The sequence below is a fragment of the Acinetobacter sp. YK3 genome, assembly GCF_001729365.1.
GTDB classification, from domain to species: domain Bacteria; phylum Pseudomonadota; class Gammaproteobacteria; order Pseudomonadales; family Moraxellaceae; genus Acinetobacter; species Acinetobacter vivianii.
This window is the reverse complement of the sequence record NZ_LZPJ01000028.1, coordinates 1-15,916: the sequence shown is the minus strand read 5'-3', so window position 1 is coordinate 15,916 and position 15,916 is coordinate 1. Positions and strand designations below refer to the sequence as shown.

Here is a 15,916-nt window from a genome sequence, read left to right as displayed (position 1 = left end):
CATCGCCAGCTTTTAAATTCTAAACACCCCCTCCGCTAACGCAGAGGGGGTGTTTTTTATTGCGGAGAAAAAATACATTGAATAGTATCTCTTGAGGAATATGTTATTGTTTTATAGGTTGAATCAAAATAATAAAAGGATGAAATTTAAATGATCAATAATAACCTTGCTATGACTTCAGAAGAATTCGTCGAGGAATTTAAACTTTTAAGAGCTGATCTGATCCAGAGTTACTTTACTGTTGATTCTGAAATATCACGAATCAGTCTATTAGAAAAATCTGGTATGAATCATGAACAGATTCATTTAACTAAAAAAATTGTTTCAGAAGCTTTAACTGATGCGTTGTATACCATCTTACTCGGTCTTGATGGCTGTGCATCAATTGGTCGGCATCAAATCATGTATAGGCTATTTGATGAGGAATCAAATGAACTGACTGGCAATATAGAATCGATAGCATGGGAAAAATTTCATAGCGAAAATACATAACAATGTATAGTTGAGAGAGTTTAAAATTCATTTTTATTCCTTTTAGGCATTCTTATGCAATGGGTTGTTGCTGAAACATATTCTTTTCCCTACGAAGCACAAATTGCTAAAACACAATTGGAAGCTGCTGAAATTCCTGCCCGTATCGAAAATGAACATACTATTAATATGGATTGGCTTTATTCCAATGCATTGGGTGGTGTGCGCTTGTTAGTTCCCGAAAGTTATTTGGAAGAGGCACAAGCATTACTGGCTCAAGATTTTAGTCAGGAATTAGAACAAGAGTTTGGTTTAAGTGAATGCTGTCCTAATTGCGGAAGTACAGATATAAAGCCTTATACGGAAGGGAAGAGGCCTGCATATTTTGTTTTCTTATTGCTGGGTTTCCCATTATTTTCATATAAACATGGAACCAAGTGCCAACAATGCCAACATTTCTGGACTTAAGTTTGTATAAGCATTGATTAACAGAACCAGATTTGAATTTATGCATGGCGTCCTGTAAAAATAGATAGAAAATTAAAAAGGAAAAAAAGATGGAATATAAAGGAAGTTGTCATTGCGGAAAAATCACCTTTATTGCACAGGGTGAACTGACTGAAGCATTATCTTGTAATTGTTCAATTTGCCAGAAAAAAGGCTCTTTGCTCTGGTTTTTACCGAAAAGCGAAGTCGAAATTACTGTTGAAGAGGACGCTCAGGCGACTTATCAATTTAATAAGCATGTGATTGAGCATCATTTCTGCAAGGACTGTGGTATTCACCCCTACGCGATAGGCACTGATCCAAAAGGGATTTCGATATGTGCGATCAATGTCCGTTGTATTGATAATCTGGATCTGGAAAGTATCAAGATCAATCATTTTGATGGCCGTTCGGTGTAATTATAGAATTTAGAGTATAAAAATGACCAAGAATAAAAAGTTAGATTTTGCAGAAGTTGCAGCACTATTAGGGATATTAAAGATGCGTTTTGAAAAAAATATGCATCGACATAAGAGTTTGAATTGGGCGGATATCGAAGATCGATTGCAGCAGAAGCCAGAAAAGTTATGGTCCCTTAATCAAATGGAAGATACGGGTGGAGAGCCAGATGTAGTTTCATTGGATTCAAAATCATCTGAAATTATCTTTTATGATTGTGTCGTGGAAACACCAAAAGGGCGTAGAAGCCTTTGTTATGATCGTGCCGCTTTAGATGCGCGTAAGGAACATAAGCCAGAAAATAATGCGGTTGAGGTGGCAGAGGCTATCGGAATTGAGTTGCTAACAGAAGAAGAATATAGACAGTTACAGTCTGTTGAGCATTTTGATTTAAAAACCTCAAGTTGGGTCAAAACGCCGGAAGAGGTGCGCAAATTGGGTGGTGCAATTTTTTGTGATAGTCGTTATGGCCGTGTTTTTACCTATCATAATGGTGCTCAATCTTATTATGCGACCCGTGGATTTCGTGGCCGATTAAAAATATAGTTTCACTTTTTTATCCCACTTACGCAGTTTTTTTAATTTTTAATTTTTAATTTTTAATTTTTAATTTTGCCAAGCGCTTGCTTGGTTTTTCTGGTTTTGCTACTTTAGTGCTCATTCAATAAACAATGATCAATAATTGCTAGGAAGCAGAATATGCACCTTAATCCTTTGTACTATAACGAGCAGCATCTTGAGTTTTCCAAGAGTATCCGACGCTTTGTAGAAAAAGAGATTTCACCTTTTATCAATGAGTGGGATGAAAGTGAAACCTTTCCTAGAGAACTCTATAAAAAAGCTGCAGACATTGGTTTGTTGGGATTAGGATTTGAAGAGCAATATGGCGGGGTTGCGGGAACAGATGCATTTTATACCTTGTTAGCTTCTATTGAGCTGGCAAAATGTGCATCGGGTGGTTTGGCTGCTTCTTTACTTTCACATACGATTGGCGCGCCACCGATCCAGCATTTTGCAAATGAAGAGATAAAAGCTCACGTACTGCCTCAGATTTTATCGGGTGAAAAAATCTCGGCATTGGCGATTACGGAGCCTGGTGGCGGGTCGGATGTGGCAGCACTTAAAACCAAAGCTGTCCGAGATGGTGATTATTTTCTGATAAGTGGGGAAAAGACCTTTATCACCTCAGGGATGCGAGCAGATTATTATTCTGTTGCGGTTCGTACTGATCCAAATGCCAAAGGTGCAAATGGTATATCCATGCTGTTGATTGATGCACATAGTGAAGGGATCAGCAAAACGAAACTGGACAAAATGGGGTGGTGGGCATCAGATACCGCGCATTTGCATTTTGATAACGTTAAAGTGCCAGCCAGCAATTTGTTAGGCCCTGAAAATATGGGCTTTCTGGTGATTATGAATAACTTCAATATGGAGCGTTTTTTCCTTGCTGCGAGTAGTTATGGCTTTGCTTTGACTTGCTATGAAGAGGCACTGGATTGGGCACAGCAACGTCAAACCTTTGGCAAGAGGTTGGTTGATCATCAGGTGATGCGTCATAAGCTGGTAGATATGGCAACTCGATTGACTGCAACCCGTGCTTTACTCGAGGATACTGCTTATCGCTTGGGTAAGCCAGAATTGCAAGGCAGTGAACTAATTGCCCAGATTTGTATGCTGAAGAATGTTGCTACTCAAACCATGCAATTCTGTGCAGATGCGGCAGTACAGACGTTAGGTGGAATGGGCTTTATGAGAGGTACTAAATCCGAACGTATTTACCGTGAAGTGAAGGTAAATATGATTGGTGGTGGTGCAGAAGAAATTATGAAGGATTTAATCAGTAAGCAGTTGGGTTATTAAACTGATCGCTAGGGGCTTATTGTATGGATTCAATCCAATAAGCTCCTTTTCCCTCAGGATGAACTGCGATATACCAAATCGATGAACCCTGAGCATAGACCAAAAACTGGAATCCCTGATCCTGCATTTCTTTCTTTTTACCTTGAGTCGCATTATTCATTTTAATTGGAATGGCACCTTGAGCGCTAAAATAGTTGAGATCTGTTGGCGAAAAAGTAAAAGAGCCATGGCCTCTACTTAGGTCTAGGTCATTTATTTCAATAATATTTTTTGTGCTGGGTGGTAATATTGGAGGTAACCAACCACGTTCAAATGCATGTTCAGCTTTAGCATGCTGCAAATCTGTAAACTTGGTTTTAACAATATCATCTGTACAACCCAGTATTAGGCTGGAAAGTAAAATCAAGATTATGCGTTGCATATATTTCGCCTAAAGAATTGGCATCAGTTTATTTCTACCTGAATACGTCAGATATCTCAACGATTAAAAGGCCTGATATTTCTGATCTGTCCAATCCGAATTTAAAATTGCCCAACGTTCATGATCTTTCCATTCTTTGCCGCCCACTCGTAGGTACTGGCGAGAGAAGCCCTCTTTCACAAAGCCTGCATGTGTTACAAGGCGAATAGAGGGCAGATTGTCTGGTTGGATATTGGCTTCTAGTCGATGCAGATTCAGTGTTTGAAATGCTTCTTTTAAAACCAGTTGTAGCCCTTGTCGCATGTAGCCTTGTCCTGCATAAGGATAAAAGGCTTCATAACCTAAATAAGCAGAATGGAAGTAACCACGAATAATATTCGAGATATTAAAGGTGCCAACAATGGCATGATTTTCTTTCAAGCAGACGAAATAACGATGTTCTTGAGCGAGGTAGTGTTTAAAATCAGTCGGTGGATAGGTCCACGGTTGATGTAGATAAATACTATTTTGGTAGGCATGTTTGATTTCGGCTAAATCAGTGAATTGAGGCTTACGTAAATAGATAGCACTCATTTAACAGCCATTTCCCAAACCATGTCCGTCAATTCATCAATTTTGACTTTACCTTCGGGTCTATACCAAGTCACGGTCCAAGAAATTGAACCACCAAGCAAACGACGCCAGATAAAGGCATCATGTTTCACTTTGCCTTGAGCACGTAATTTTTCAATCACATCTAGCCATACTTGTTCATATTCATTACGCATTTTCAGAAGGTAATCTTGTTTTTCCTTTGATAGCGCAAACCATTCATGTACTAGTACTGCCATAGCTGCACCTGTATCACCAGCAATGGAGAGTAATTCAGCTTTAATAAGATGACGTAATTGCTGTTCAGGATCAGTTGAACGTTCAGCTGCTTCTTTTAAACGGGCAAAGTTATAAATGATGGTTTGTTCCATCACTGTCGCCAGAATCTCATCCTTACTTTTAAAATGATGAAACAGGCTGCCAGACTGAATTCCAATAAACTCACCGAGTTGACGAACCGTGGTTTTATCATAACCCTGCTTATAAAAGAGATAGGCTGCACCTTGCAATAAACGCCCACGTGGACTGTCATCAAAACAAACAATTTTGGGGATTTGTTCAATTGAAGTTGCGATCATGCCTATCCGTCTATCCTATTTAAGCTGAGGTACATTGTAACAAAATTCATCTGATGCATTGTCTTATCTTTTTATAACAAGCAGTTGCTTGCGTTTGACTATTTTTGCCAATACAGCATAGCATTATGTACTTTACAAACCAAGCACTTGCTTGGTAATGTTAATGCGTTTTTAGCAATAACAATGAGAAAGCGCATGACAAGTGTCAAACAGGATGACCAGAGGGTAGTCAAAATCGGGTGTGCATCAGGATTCTGGGGCGATACCAACACCGCTGCATTTCAGTTGGTGCATTTGAGTGATATTGATTATTTGGTCTTTGATTATCTGTCTGAAATTACCATGTCGATTATGGCAAAGGTGATGATGATGGACCCAAGTCATGGTTATGCACTGGATTTTGTCAGTCGAGTGATGGCACCACTGATCAATAAAATTGCTGAGAAAAAAATAAAAGTAATCAGTAATGCGGGTGGGGTAAATCCACTGGCTTGCCGTGATGCATTTCAAAAAATCATTGATGAAAAGGGCTTAAATTTAAAAGTTGCAGTGGTGTTAGGGGATGAAGTATTACCCAAGCATGCCGAATTATTAAAACAAGATATTCAAGAAATGTTCAATGGCGATGCCTTGCCTGCACATGTTGCCAGTAGCAATGCCTATTTAGGCGCTGTTGCGATTCGCGATGCGCTCGATTTGGGTGCAGATATTGTGATTACAGGTCGTGTGGTCGATTCAGCAGTTGTGCTTGCCCCCCTGTTGCACGAGTTTAAATGGTCACTTGAGGATTATGACAAGCTGGCACAAGGTTCATTGGCAGGGCATGTGATTGAATGCGGTGCGCAATGTACAGGTGGAAATTTTACCGATTGGCGTCTGGTTCAAGGCTTTGACAATATGGGCTTTCCAATCGTAGAGGTCTGTGCTGATGCTTCATTCATCGTGACCAAGCCAAAAGGGACGGGTGGGTTGGTTTCGACTGCGACTGTAGCAGAACAGATCGTTTACGAAATTGGCAATCCGCAAGCCTATCTTTTACCTGATGTGATTGCTGATTTTAGTCAAGTCCATTTAGAACAGGTGGGCGAACATCGAGTTAAGGTGACAGGTGCCACAGGTCGTGCACCCACCCAACAATATAAAGTCAGTGCAACCTATGCCGATGGCTATCGAGTCTTGGTCAGTTTCTTAATTGCTGGTCGTGAAGCACCAGAAAAAGCCCAAGTGATTGCCGATGCCATTCTGAATAAATGTGAACGCGTTTTGGCACTACGTTCAGTCCCTCCGTTTAGTGAAAAGTCAGTCGAGATTCTCGGGATTGAAAGTACCTATGGCACACACGCCCGAATCAAAGACAGCCGTGAAGTCGTGGTCAAAATCGCGGTCAAACATCTGTTTAAAGAAGCTTGTATGTTCTTTGCTTCTGAAATTGCTCAAGCCTCAACAGGCATGGCACCTGCATTGGCAGGAATTGTCGGAGGTCGTCCTAAAGCATCGGCAGTAGTGAAATTATTTTCATTTTTGATTGATAAAGATCAACTGAAAGTCGAAGTCGACTTTGCAGGACAGCGTTATCCCGTTCAGATTCCCGTTGGACAATCTTCACAAGATTATGTGCTACATCCTGTCGGTGAAGTGGCAACCTATCAAGGCGATGAGATTGAAGTACCTTTGATTGAGGTGGCACATGCACGCAGTGGCGACAAAGGCAATCATAGCAATATTGGGGTGATTGCACGTCAAGCGGAATATTTACCTTGGATTCGTGCGGCACTGACTGAGGCCAATGTTGCCGCGTATATGCAGCATGTTCTAGACCCAGACAAATCAAAGGTGATTCGTTATGAATTGCCAGAGATGAATGCGCTGAATTTCATGCTGGAAAATGCTTTAGGTGGTGGTGGGATTGCCAGCTTGAGAGTCGATCCACAAGGTAAGGCTTTTGCTCAACAATTATTGGATATGCCGGTGAAAGTGCCAGCACGACTGTTAGAAAAATAAGTAAGGATGTAAACATGGGTTATCAATCAATTTTCAGGACAGATGCATTTGCTGACAAAGTGATTATCGTGACAGGCGGTGGCTCAGGCATTGGCCGTTGTACTGCACATGAATTGGCATCTTTAGGTGCGCAAGTCGTGATCACGGGACGTAAAGTTGAAAAACTAGAGAAGGTCAGTCAGGAAATTCTGGAAGATGGCGGCAAAGTTCATTTCATCGTCTGTGATAACCGTGATGAAGAACAAGTCAAAAGCATGATTGCCGAAGTTATTGAAAAATTTGGCAAGCTCGATGGTTTAGTCAATAACGCAGGTGGACAATTTCCTTCTGCGCTTGAAAATATTTCTGCCAATGGTTTTGATGCCGTGGTCCGTAATAACCTGCATTCAACCTTTTATCTAATGCGTGAAGCTTATAATCAATGGATGGCAAAGCATGGGGGCAGCATTGTCAACATGACCGCAGATATGTGGGGTGGAATGCCAGGCATGGGGCATTCGGGGGCAGCACGTTCAGGTGTAGATAATCTGACTAAAACTGCTTCGGTTGAATGGGGTAAGTCAGGTGTGCGTGTCAATGCGGTTGCACCAGGTTGGATTATTTCTTCAGGCATGGATAACTATAGTGGTGATTTTGCCAAAGTGATTATTCCAAGTTTGGCGAGCAATGTGCCGTTAAAACGTATGGGTACAGAGTCAGAAATTTCTTCTGCGATTTGTTATTTACTCTCCGATGCCGCTGCTTTTATCTCGGGAGTAACACTCCGTATTGATGGGGCTGCTTCACAAGGCACGCGTATGTACCCATTGGCAGATGCGACCAATAATGAAGCCTTTAATGGTTTCCATCGTGCTTTTATTCCTGACATATTCAAAACAGATGGAGAATAAAGATGAGCATTCTCCAATCTGAAATTGCAGTGGGTAGTGAGCAATATGAGCAGAATCGAGAGGCGTTATTAACGCAGTTGGCTGAAGTGCGTGCGGTGCAGCAAAAAAGTATCGATAAGTCCTATGCGGCAAAACCCAAGTTTGATAAGAAAGGCAAAATTTTGCCCCATGAGCGTATTCGACTGTTATTAGATGCGGATTCACCTTTTGTCGAGCTGTGTGGTTTGGTTGGCTACAACATGCATGATGATAAAGATGGCTCCGAGGCAGGTGGTGGGGTTATCGCAGGGATTGGTTTTGTTAGTGGTGTACGTGCGCTGGTTTCTGCCAGTAATAGTGCGATCAAAGGTGGTACCATGTCACCGATGGGGGTACATAAAACCCTCCGCCTGCAAAAGATCGCATTAGAGCAAAAGCTGCCAATGGTCACCTTAACTGAAAGTGGCGGGGCCAATCTGAACTATGCTGCGGAAGTGTTTACCTATGGCGGTATGACCTTTGCCAATCAGGCACGATTGTCTGCCGCAGGAATTCCACAAGTCGCGGTGGTACATGGTAATGCAACCGCGGGTGGTGCTTATCAGCCGGGTTTGTCAGATTATGTGATTGCTGTTCGAAAGCAAACAGAAATGTTACTGGCAGGACCACCATTGTTATTGGCGGCAACAGGTGAGGTTGCAACGGCAGAAGAGCTGGGTGGTGCAGAAATGCATACTCAAGTTTCAGGCGTGGCGGAATATCTGGCGGAGAATGATGCGGATGGTATTCGTTTGGCGCGTGAGATTTTTGAACATCTGAACTGGAAAGAACAAACCGCGCAATCGAATCAGAATTATAAAGAACCACGTTATGCTGCGGAAGAATTGTTAGGTATTGTTCCTCAAGATCCGAAGCAACCTTTTGATATGAAGGAAATCATTGCACGGATTATTGATGATTCAGACTTTCTGGAATTTAAACAGGAATATGATGCTTTAACTGTTTGCGGTTGGGCAAAAATAGGTGGTTTGCATATTGGCATCATTACCAATAATGGTCCCATTACCCCGCAAGGTGCGGCTAAAACGGCGCAATTTATTCATCTGTGTGAACAGACCCAACGTCCACTCTTATTCTTGCACAACACCACCGGTTTTATGGTCGGAACGGATGCAGAGCAGAACGGTATTATCAAGCATGGTTCTAAGCTGATTCAGGCAGTCGCCAATGCGACGGTGCCAAAAATCTCGATTGTGGTTGCTGGTTCTTATGGGGCAGGCAACTATGCGATGTGTGGACGCAGTTTGTCGCCACAATTTATCTTTGCATGGCCCAATTCGCATGTGGCAGTGATGGGCGCGGCACAAGCAGGTAAGGTGTTGCGTATCGTGGCTGAGGGTAAACAGAAAGCATCAGGGATGGAACCGAATCCGCAGATGCTGGATTTCTTGGAACAAAGTACAGCAATGAAACTGGAACAGCAGTCTACGGCTTTATTCAATACCGCAATGCTGCATGACGATGGGATTATCGATCCGAGAGACACCCGAAAAGTACTGATTTTCTTATTACAAACCATTTTTGAAGCACAACAACGTGAGTTAAATCCAACACGATTTGGTGTGTCGAGATTTTAAAAAATCTCCCCTGAGGAACATCGTTCCGTAAGCCTCTTTAAAAAGAGGGGGACTCCTCCCTTTTGAAAAGGGAGGTTGGGAGGGATTTACGAGATTAATTTTAAGGAACAAAAACAATGAAATTTACCGCAGAACATGATGCTTTACGCCGTACCACACGCCAGTTTGTGGAAAATGAATTGAATCCATTTATTCCAGAATGGGAAGAGGCAGGCCGTTTTCCGATTCATGATGTGTTTAAGAAAATGGGGGATTTGGGCTTATTGGGGATTTGCAAGCCTGAAGAAAATGGTGGTTTAGGACTTGATTATTCTTATAACCTTGTGGTGGCAGAGGAATTAGGTCGTGCTGCTTGTGGAGGTGTACCCCTCGCGATTGGCGTGCAAACCGATATGGCAACGCCAGCGCTTGCTCGTTTTGGTAGCAAAGAACTACGAGATGAGTTCTTAAATCCTGCAATTCGTGGTGACTATGTCGCATCGATTGCGGTATCCGAAGTGCATGCGGGTTCTGATGTGGCAGCCATTAAAACGACTGCAAAAAAAGATGGCGACGACTATGTGATTAACGGCAGCAAGATGTGGATCACCAACTCATTACAAGCAGATTTCTTCTGTTTACTTGCCAATACCTCTGATGATAAGCCACACGTCAATAAATCCATGATTATTGTGCCAGCAAAAACGGCAGGGATTAGCTTTTCAGAACCCTTGAATAAATTAGGCATGCGTTCAACCACCACTGCACAGGTCTATTTCGATAATGTTCGTGTACCGCAACGCAACCTTGTGGGTGCAGAAGGCATGGGCTTTATGATGCAAATGATGCAGTTCCAAGAAGAACGGATGTGGGCTTGCGCCAATGCGGTGGGTGGCATGGAAAAAGTCATTCAGCAAACCATTGATTATGCCAAAGAGCGCACCACCTTTGGTCAGCCCTTAATTAACAATCAATATGTGCATTTCCGTTTTGCTGAGTTGATGACCGAAGTAGAAGCTTTACGGGCATTAACTTATCAAGCATGTGAACAGCATATTGCAGGTGAAAATGTCACCATGATGGCCTCAATGGCGAAGCTAAAAGCAGGTCGTTTAAGCCGTGAAGTGGCGGATAGCTGTCTGCAATATTGGGGCGGTAATGGTTTTATGTGGGATAACCCAGCGTCGCAACTATTCCGTGATGGTCGTCTAGGTTCAATTGGCGGCGGTGCAGATGAGATTATGTTGGGGATTATTTGTAAGCTCATGGATATTCTGCCTAAAAAGCAGAAAAACTAGGAGACGGAATATGGTGTTTTCAACTTCTCTTACAGACTTGAATATTGATGACAGCATTGAACTAGAGCAACAGGGCAGCATTTTGACCTTATGGCTGAATCGTCCTGAAAGCCGTAATGCCATGAGCTTGAATATGGTCACTGCCATTCAACAGGTGTTTAGCCAGATTGCGGATGATTCATCAATTCGCGCTGTCATTCTGCGTGGTAAGGGCGGGCATTTCTGTGCAGGTGGTGACATTAAGGATATGGCGAGCTTACGTGTTGAAGCTGCAAATAGTGGCAGTTTGCAACCCTACGTCGATTTTAACCGCCGTTTTGGTGCCATGATCGAACAGGTTGACCAAGCACCCCAGACCGTTGTTGCTGTACTGGAAGGGGCGGTGCTTGGTGGTGGTTTTGGTCTGGCTTGTGTTTCAGATATTGCCATCAGCCGTGATACCGCTCAGTTTGGCCTACCTGAAACAGGCTTAGGTATCTTACCCGCGCAAATTGCGCCTTTTGTGGTGAAGCGGATTGGTCTGACTCAAGCGCGTCGTTTGGCTTTATTAGGTTTACGTTTTGATGGTCATGCTGCTTTGAATTTAGGGATGATTCATCAGTTGGCGCAGAATGACGCTGAACTGGAACAGCAGCTTGCTGAGACGATTCAACAGATTAAACGTGCTGCACCTTTGGCTTCTCGTGCCACCAAAGCTTTATTACATCGAACGCTCAATGAACCTTTAACTTCTCTGCTGGATGATGCTGCACAACAATTTGCACAAGCAGTCGGTGGTGCAGAAGGACAAGAAGGAACGATGGCTTTTATTCAAAAACGTTTGCCAAACTGGACTGAGCAGTAAAAGAGCAAAGTATGACTTTGCGTACCGTATCGGTCAAAACCATATAAATACGGTGCTTTGAGGGATTAAATAATGAAATTTTCAAAAGTATTAGTGGCAAACCGTGGTGAAATCGCCGTTCGTGTCATGCAAACGGCCAAAGCGATGGGCTATCAAACGGTTGCCGTGTATTCAGATGCCGATGCCAATGCACGCCATGTCCAGCTGGCAGATGAGGCGGTTTATATCGGTGCTTCTAAAGTTTCAGAATCTTATTTATCGATTGCCAATATTATTGAAGCGTGCCAAAAGACAGGTGCGAATGCGGTACATCCTGGTTATGGTTTCCTGTCTGAAAATACTGACTTTGCTCAGGCTTGTCTTGATCATGGTATTACATTTATTGGACCAACAGCGGCTGCGATCGAATTAATGGGCAGTAAGCGTCTGTCTAAAATTGCCATGATTCAGGCAGGCGTGCCTTGTGTGCCCGGTTATGAAGGTGATCAGCAGGATATTGATTATCTAGCTGAACAGGCAGAGAAGATTGGTTATCCTTTAATGGTCAAGGCTTCGGCAGGTGGTGGTGGACGTGGCATGCGCTTGGTCCATCAGGCTTCGGATGTATTGGATGCCTTAAAAACAGCACGTTCAGAGGCAGAAAATGCCTTTGGTTCAGGTGAGCTGATTTTAGAGAAAGCCGTGATTGCCCCACGCCATGTCGAGATTCAGGTCTTTGGTGATACGCATGGCAATTATGTGTATTTGTTTGAACGTGATTGTTCAATCCAGCGTCGTCACCAAAAGGTGGTCGAAGAAGCCCCTTGTCCTGTGATGACGCCTGAACTTCGTCAGAAAATGGGTGAGGCAGCTGTGGCAGCGGCCAAAGCTTGTGACTATGTCGGGGCAGGTACAGTGGAGTTCTTGCTGGATCAATCGGGCGAGTTCTATTTTCTGGAAATGAATACCCGTTTGCAGGTCGAGCATCCTGTCACGGAAATGATTACAGGGCTAGATTTGGTGGAATGGCAGCTTCGTGTTGCCAATGGTGAAACTTTAGCTTTGCAGCAACATGAACTGACCCTGAATGGGCATGCGATTGAAGTGCGTCTTTATGCAGAAGATCCGCGGCAGGATTTCTTGCCACAAACAGGGAAAGTGCTGCGTTGGCAACCGGCTGGTGCTGATGGTATGTTGCCGAATGTCCGTATTGACCACGGCATGTTAGAACAATGTGAAATTAGTCCATTCTATGATCCAATGGTGGCCAAGGTCATTGCTTATGGCAAGACCCGTCAGGATGCGATTCGATTGCTCGCTCGCGCCGTTGATGATTGTGTCTTGTTGGGCGTGAATAGTAATAAACAATTCCTGAGCAATTTATTACGTCATCCGATAATTGTCGCTGGAGATACCAACACCGCATTTATTCAGCAACATTTTCAGGATGATGTGAGTCTGCATCAACAAAGCTTAAAGATTGAAACACTTGCAGTGGCGGCAGCACTATTCACTCAACAAAATCAGCAGCGCGTTGCTTGGCAAACGGGTGTTGGCATGCCATTTCCGCTGAAACTGAAATATGCAGATCAACAGTTATTGTTATATGTACAAAATGATCAGCAGCAGGTCAAAGTTGAATTATGTGATCAACAGGCAACGATCAAAATTATAAGCATCAATGGTGAAGAGATTGTTTATTGCTGTGATGGCGTTCGCCGTAAGCTGGCTTATGTATTTGATCAAGATCAGCTGTATTTAGATGTAGGCAATGGCAATGTGGTGATTGAAAATATGACCTATGCAGCACCTGAAGCCGCAGAAGTTGTTGGTGATGGAAAAATCCGAGCACCGATGGATGGGGCGATTGTGAATCTGTTGGTCAATGTCGGCGATCAGGTAGTAAAAGGACAAACCCTATTGGTACTCGAAGCCATGAAAATTCAGCAACAGATCAAATCTGATGTCGATGGTGTGGTCGAGGAATTGATCGGGCAGGTTGGACAGCAGGTGAAAAAACGTCAGCAATTATTAAATGTTTCATTACTTTAGCTGAATCCGTTGATTGAACCCTTACGATCAGCGATCGCTTGGGTTCGATCGATTTAGGGGAACATTTTTAAGCGTAGACTCTCTAAACGACTCTGATACTGCTGTTGCCATTCTATCTCTGAAAGTTGTGCTTTTAATGGTTCCATCTCTTGTTGTAGCTGCTGCAAGGCTTGCTGATATTGATCAACTTGCTGCTGTTGCTGAGCTTCGCGTCGTTCTCTTTGCTGAACCTCTTGGCGTTCCTGCTCTGTTAAATATTGCTGTTGTAATTGTTGCTTTAAGCGGTCCATTTCAGCAGGATTGTATTGACCTTGTTTGATCAGATTCATCGCTTGTTGATATTGCGCGAACTTGCTTTCCTGCCCAGTTGCATCAGGATATTGTTGCTGCAATTGTTCAAAGGCTTTTAAACGTTGTTCAGCGCTGAGTTTTTGATTCTGAGCCAAATCATTATAGGCAAAACGATATTCCGCATAACTGCGCTCTTGCCCAAAACCAAGCATGGTTTCTGCTTTTCCCAAAGTCTGCTCTCTTAGTTTCCATAAGCGATCAAAACGCTCTTTGGGTGATAAAGAGGTGGATAGCACCGTACTTTGCATCTGCTGCTCATACTCAGGTAAACGTTTGAGTAGATTCGCGACCAGTTGTGCAAACTTCTGATCAGGATAATGGGCTAAGGCTTTTGCCAAAGCAGCATTACAGTCAGATACAGGACAGTTGGCCTTAAAGTCATTGAGAAACTCAGTGATATTGCCAGGTTGCTCCTGTAAATTCTTGATTTGCTTTAAGAGCGAGTCCTGAAAAATTTCATCCTTGCTTTTATTTGGCATGCTGTCATCACTCATCTGTGTCGATGAATCCTGAGATACTGTGGATCTGGTGTGCTGGATTGCAGCGGAAGAGGCGGTGCTCTTCCAGACAACAATCCCAACCAAGACCACGACAACAATTATTATTGTCAGCAATAGTCTTTTATTCATACCCTCTTCCGTTTATGGGTTGTAATTAAATTGGCCCATCACTGGGAAGTGATCTGAGAGATCCCATGTCATGTACAGCGGGTCAGCCGTAGTACGCAAAATACGAACATCATTACGGGCCTGAGTGGGCTGACGATGGTTATTCGATGCCACGATATAGTCCAGATATTCAACAGTTGAACCACCTGATCCTGCTGCACCTGCCAATTTATTCACACGTGGATCAAAGGTCGATGCGGTATAGCCTGTGCTTGTTGCTGCTGTGGCATTCAGATTGCTCAACATATCTTGATAGTCTTGCGGCCAAAGTAGTTTATTTACATTAAAATCACCGCCCATCAATACGGCATCAAAACTTGGAATATTTTGTTGATTGACCAATTGGCGGATTTGTTTGAACTGAACTTGGCGTAGAGCACGTGCTTCATCGGTATCAAATGAGGCGGTATGAGTTGAAGTTACATGATAAGCCTTACCATTTTTAATGATTTCAGCATACAGCACACCTTTATCGGCGAAGCAATCGGTACCTGTACAATCTGGATAAATGAATTGTGCCGTTTTCGCGATTGGATAACGGCTGACAATCACCAGACCGCTGTCAAACAGGTTATAGCCAGAACCGACAGGAATATGAGTTTGATACGGATATTGTTGTGCTAGTTGGTTCAACATGTCTGTACGCGATGAGGCAAATGCTTCTTGCATCATAATCACATCGTAACCATTTAGATGCTTCGGAAGTTCAGTCAAACGTTCACTGATTTTACTCGCTACCATTGGCAGGGCATAAATATTATAGGTCAGCACTTTGAGTTCATTGGCACTGGCTGAAACAGGCTCTTGTACCGTGTTTTGATGAATAGTGTAGTGGAAGTCATCATAACCTCCTGTATATTCAGCTTTTACTGCCGCCTGAGCGGATAAGCCTGCATAAGTGGTATTGATACGATGAACATTACGATCTGAATACCAAGGGGATGTTGTGGTCGCCGTTTGAATCCCGTGCTGAATGTTGCTGCCAGACCAAGTGCCAGTCATGGTTTGTTTTAAGGTCACTTGTGAATTGCCGCTGGTCACTAGGGTATCAAAGTTATAGGTTTTACCTGATTTGATCCCGGTATAACGGTTGATTCGTAAAATACGTTTGGTTTCGTAAGGCGCAATTTGTGTGGCTTCCTGTGCCCATTCATTGCCTTGCTGTAGTGAGGCGCCAGTTTGATTGACTTGTATCGATACCGTTTGTGGCGTGGTATTGGTCACAAAAACATAGGAATCGGCCATTGCCTGCTGACTTGAAAAACCACAGATAAACAACGCAACCCCTGCGCCGATTTTTAAGCTTTTCAGCTTCATTTTTCTCTCTCCATAGTGCTAATTGTTTGAACAAATACGGGATGTATTATTA

Annotated in this window: 16 protein-coding genes; 11 read left to right on the top strand and 5 right to left on the bottom strand. The window is 43.1% G+C overall.

What is annotated here, in order from left to right; translation table 11 throughout:
- The first annotated feature begins 150 nt into the window (after window positions 1–150).
- The 5 genes from A9Z07_RS03475 to A9Z07_RS03455 all read left to right on the top strand — a co-directional run bounded on the left by A9Z07_RS03475 (window position 151) and on the right by A9Z07_RS03455 (window position 3,279).
- The gene (locus A9Z07_RS03475) at window positions 151–492 is read left to right on the top strand and encodes a hypothetical protein (RefSeq protein WP_081406401.1); all 342 of its coding nucleotides are present in this window, start codon (window positions 151–153) and stop codon (window positions 490–492) included.
- Between the two features lie 54 nt (window positions 493–546).
- The gene (locus A9Z07_RS03470; RefSeq protein WP_005259681.1) at window positions 547–939 is read left to right on the top strand and encodes a DUF2007 domain-containing protein; all 393 of its coding nucleotides are present in this window, start codon (window positions 547–549) and stop codon (window positions 937–939) included.
- An 89-nt stretch (window positions 940–1,028) separates the two neighbouring features.
- A complete protein-coding gene (locus A9Z07_RS03465; protein ID WP_004775676.1) occupies window positions 1,029–1,376 on the top strand; it encodes a GFA family protein in 348 nt (115 codons plus the stop codon).
- Between the two features lie 22 nt (window positions 1,377–1,398).
- Window positions 1,399–1,962, top strand: coding sequence for a DUF4256 domain-containing protein (locus A9Z07_RS03460; RefSeq protein ID WP_069576815.1), 564 nt, complete (start codon window positions 1,399–1,401; stop codon window positions 1,960–1,962).
- A 153-nt stretch (window positions 1,963–2,115) separates the two neighbouring features.
- Window positions 2,116–3,279: an acyl-CoA dehydrogenase family protein gene (locus tag A9Z07_RS03455; protein ID WP_069576814.1), complete on the top strand. Its 1,164-nt coding sequence runs from the start codon at window positions 2,116–2,118 to the stop codon at window positions 3,277–3,279.
- Between the two features lie 16 nt (window positions 3,280–3,295).
- Here the strand turns inward: A9Z07_RS03455 and A9Z07_RS03450 are convergent, their stop codons facing one another.
- The 3 genes from A9Z07_RS03450 to A9Z07_RS03440 form a co-directional block, all read right to left on the bottom strand.
- Window positions 3,296–3,700: a hypothetical protein gene (locus A9Z07_RS03450; protein WP_069576812.1), complete on the bottom strand. Its 405-nt coding sequence runs from the start codon at window positions 3,698–3,700 to the stop codon at window positions 3,296–3,298.
- A gap of 63 nt (window positions 3,701–3,763) precedes the next feature.
- Window positions 3,764–4,273 (bottom strand): GNAT family N-acetyltransferase, encoded by a 510-nt coding sequence (locus A9Z07_RS03445; RefSeq protein WP_069576810.1) that lies wholly within the window; start codon window positions 4,271–4,273, stop codon window positions 3,764–3,766.
- Window positions 4,270–4,869, bottom strand: coding sequence for a TetR/AcrR family transcriptional regulator (locus A9Z07_RS03440; RefSeq protein ID WP_005149660.1), 600 nt, complete (start codon window positions 4,867–4,869; stop codon window positions 4,270–4,272). Before A9Z07_RS03440 ends, A9Z07_RS03445 begins: the two co-directional genes overlap by 4 nt.
- Window positions 4,870–5,064: 195 nt before the next feature.
- Here A9Z07_RS03440 and A9Z07_RS03435 point away from each other — a divergent pair, with 195 nt between their 5' ends.
- The 6 genes from A9Z07_RS03435 to A9Z07_RS03410 all read left to right on the top strand — a co-directional run bounded on the left by A9Z07_RS03435 (window position 5,065) and on the right by A9Z07_RS03410 (window position 13,528).
- Window positions 5,065–6,870, top strand: coding sequence for an acyclic terpene utilization AtuA family protein (locus A9Z07_RS03435; RefSeq protein WP_069576808.1), 1,806 nt, complete (start codon window positions 5,065–5,067; stop codon window positions 6,868–6,870).
- A gap of 14 nt (window positions 6,871–6,884) precedes the next feature.
- Complete coding sequence (locus tag A9Z07_RS03430) at window positions 6,885–7,760, top strand: SDR family oxidoreductase (RefSeq protein ID WP_069576806.1); 876 nt, start codon at window positions 6,885–6,887, stop codon at window positions 7,758–7,760.
- 2 nt (window positions 7,761–7,762) lie between these two features.
- Complete coding sequence (locus tag A9Z07_RS03425) at window positions 7,763–9,376, top strand: acyl-CoA carboxylase subunit beta (protein ID WP_069576804.1); 1,614 nt, start codon at window positions 7,763–7,765, stop codon at window positions 9,374–9,376.
- A gap of 116 nt (window positions 9,377–9,492) precedes the next feature.
- Entirely contained in the window at window positions 9,493–10,653 is a 1,161-nt protein-coding gene (locus tag A9Z07_RS03420; RefSeq protein WP_069576802.1) for an acyl-CoA dehydrogenase family protein, read from the top strand.
- Between the two features lie 10 nt (window positions 10,654–10,663).
- A complete protein-coding gene (locus tag A9Z07_RS03415; protein ID WP_069576800.1) occupies window positions 10,664–11,497 on the top strand; it encodes an enoyl-CoA hydratase/isomerase family protein in 834 nt (277 codons plus the stop codon).
- Window positions 11,498–11,569: 72 nt separating this feature from the next.
- Window positions 11,570–13,528: an acetyl/propionyl/methylcrotonyl-CoA carboxylase subunit alpha gene (locus tag A9Z07_RS03410; protein WP_069576798.1), complete on the top strand. Its 1,959-nt coding sequence runs from the start codon at window positions 11,570–11,572 to the stop codon at window positions 13,526–13,528.
- A gap of 53 nt (window positions 13,529–13,581) precedes the next feature.
- On the opposite strand, the gene A9Z07_RS03405 is transcribed toward A9Z07_RS03410, so the two are convergent.
- Both A9Z07_RS03405 and A9Z07_RS03400 read right to left on the bottom strand, forming a co-directional pair.
- Entirely contained in the window at window positions 13,582–14,508 is a 927-nt protein-coding gene (locus A9Z07_RS03405) for a lipase secretion chaperone (protein WP_069576796.1), read from the bottom strand.
- Window positions 14,509–14,520: 12 nt separating this feature from the next.
- Window positions 14,521–15,864, bottom strand: a complete 1,344-nt coding sequence (locus A9Z07_RS03400; RefSeq protein WP_069576794.1) for a sphingomyelin phosphodiesterase — start codon at window positions 15,862–15,864, stop codon at window positions 14,521–14,523.
- Window positions 15,865–15,916 lie beyond the last annotated feature (52 nt).

Coding starts and splice junctions, on each gene's coding strand:
- A9Z07_RS03475 (WP_081406401.1), top strand. CDS start 151: ATGATCAATAATAACCTTGCTATGACTTCAGAAGAATTCGTCGAGGAA.
- A9Z07_RS03470 (WP_005259681.1), top strand. CDS start 547: ATGCAATGGGTTGTTGCTGAAACATATTCTTTTCCCTACGAAGCACAA.
- A9Z07_RS03465 (WP_004775676.1), top strand. CDS start 1,029: ATGGAATATAAAGGAAGTTGTCATTGCGGAAAAATCACCTTTATTGCA.
- A9Z07_RS03460 (WP_069576815.1), top strand. CDS start 1,399: ATGACCAAGAATAAAAAGTTAGATTTTGCAGAAGTTGCAGCACTATTA.
- A9Z07_RS03455 (WP_069576814.1), top strand. CDS start 2,116: ATGCACCTTAATCCTTTGTACTATAACGAGCAGCATCTTGAGTTTTCC.
- A9Z07_RS03450 (WP_069576812.1), bottom strand. CDS start 3,700: ATGCAACGCATAATCTTGATTTTACTTTCCAGCCTAATACTGGGTTGT.
- A9Z07_RS03445 (WP_069576810.1), bottom strand. CDS start 4,273: ATGAGTGCTATCTATTTACGTAAGCCTCAATTCACTGATTTAGCCGAA.
- A9Z07_RS03440 (WP_005149660.1), bottom strand. CDS start 4,869: ATGATCGCAACTTCAATTGAACAAATCCCCAAAATTGTTTGTTTTGAT.
- A9Z07_RS03435 (WP_069576808.1), top strand. CDS start 5,065: ATGACAAGTGTCAAACAGGATGACCAGAGGGTAGTCAAAATCGGGTGT.
- A9Z07_RS03430 (WP_069576806.1), top strand. CDS start 6,885: ATGGGTTATCAATCAATTTTCAGGACAGATGCATTTGCTGACAAAGTG.
- A9Z07_RS03425 (WP_069576804.1), top strand. CDS start 7,763: ATGAGCATTCTCCAATCTGAAATTGCAGTGGGTAGTGAGCAATATGAG.
- A9Z07_RS03420 (WP_069576802.1), top strand. CDS start 9,493: ATGAAATTTACCGCAGAACATGATGCTTTACGCCGTACCACACGCCAG.
- A9Z07_RS03415 (WP_069576800.1), top strand. CDS start 10,664: ATGGTGTTTTCAACTTCTCTTACAGACTTGAATATTGATGACAGCATT.
- A9Z07_RS03410 (WP_069576798.1), top strand. CDS start 11,570: ATGAAATTTTCAAAAGTATTAGTGGCAAACCGTGGTGAAATCGCCGTT.
- A9Z07_RS03405 (WP_069576796.1), bottom strand. CDS start 14,508: ATGAATAAAAGACTATTGCTGACAATAATAATTGTTGTCGTGGTCTTG.
- A9Z07_RS03400 (WP_069576794.1), bottom strand. CDS start 15,864: ATGAAGCTGAAAAGCTTAAAAATCGGCGCAGGGGTTGCGTTGTTTATC.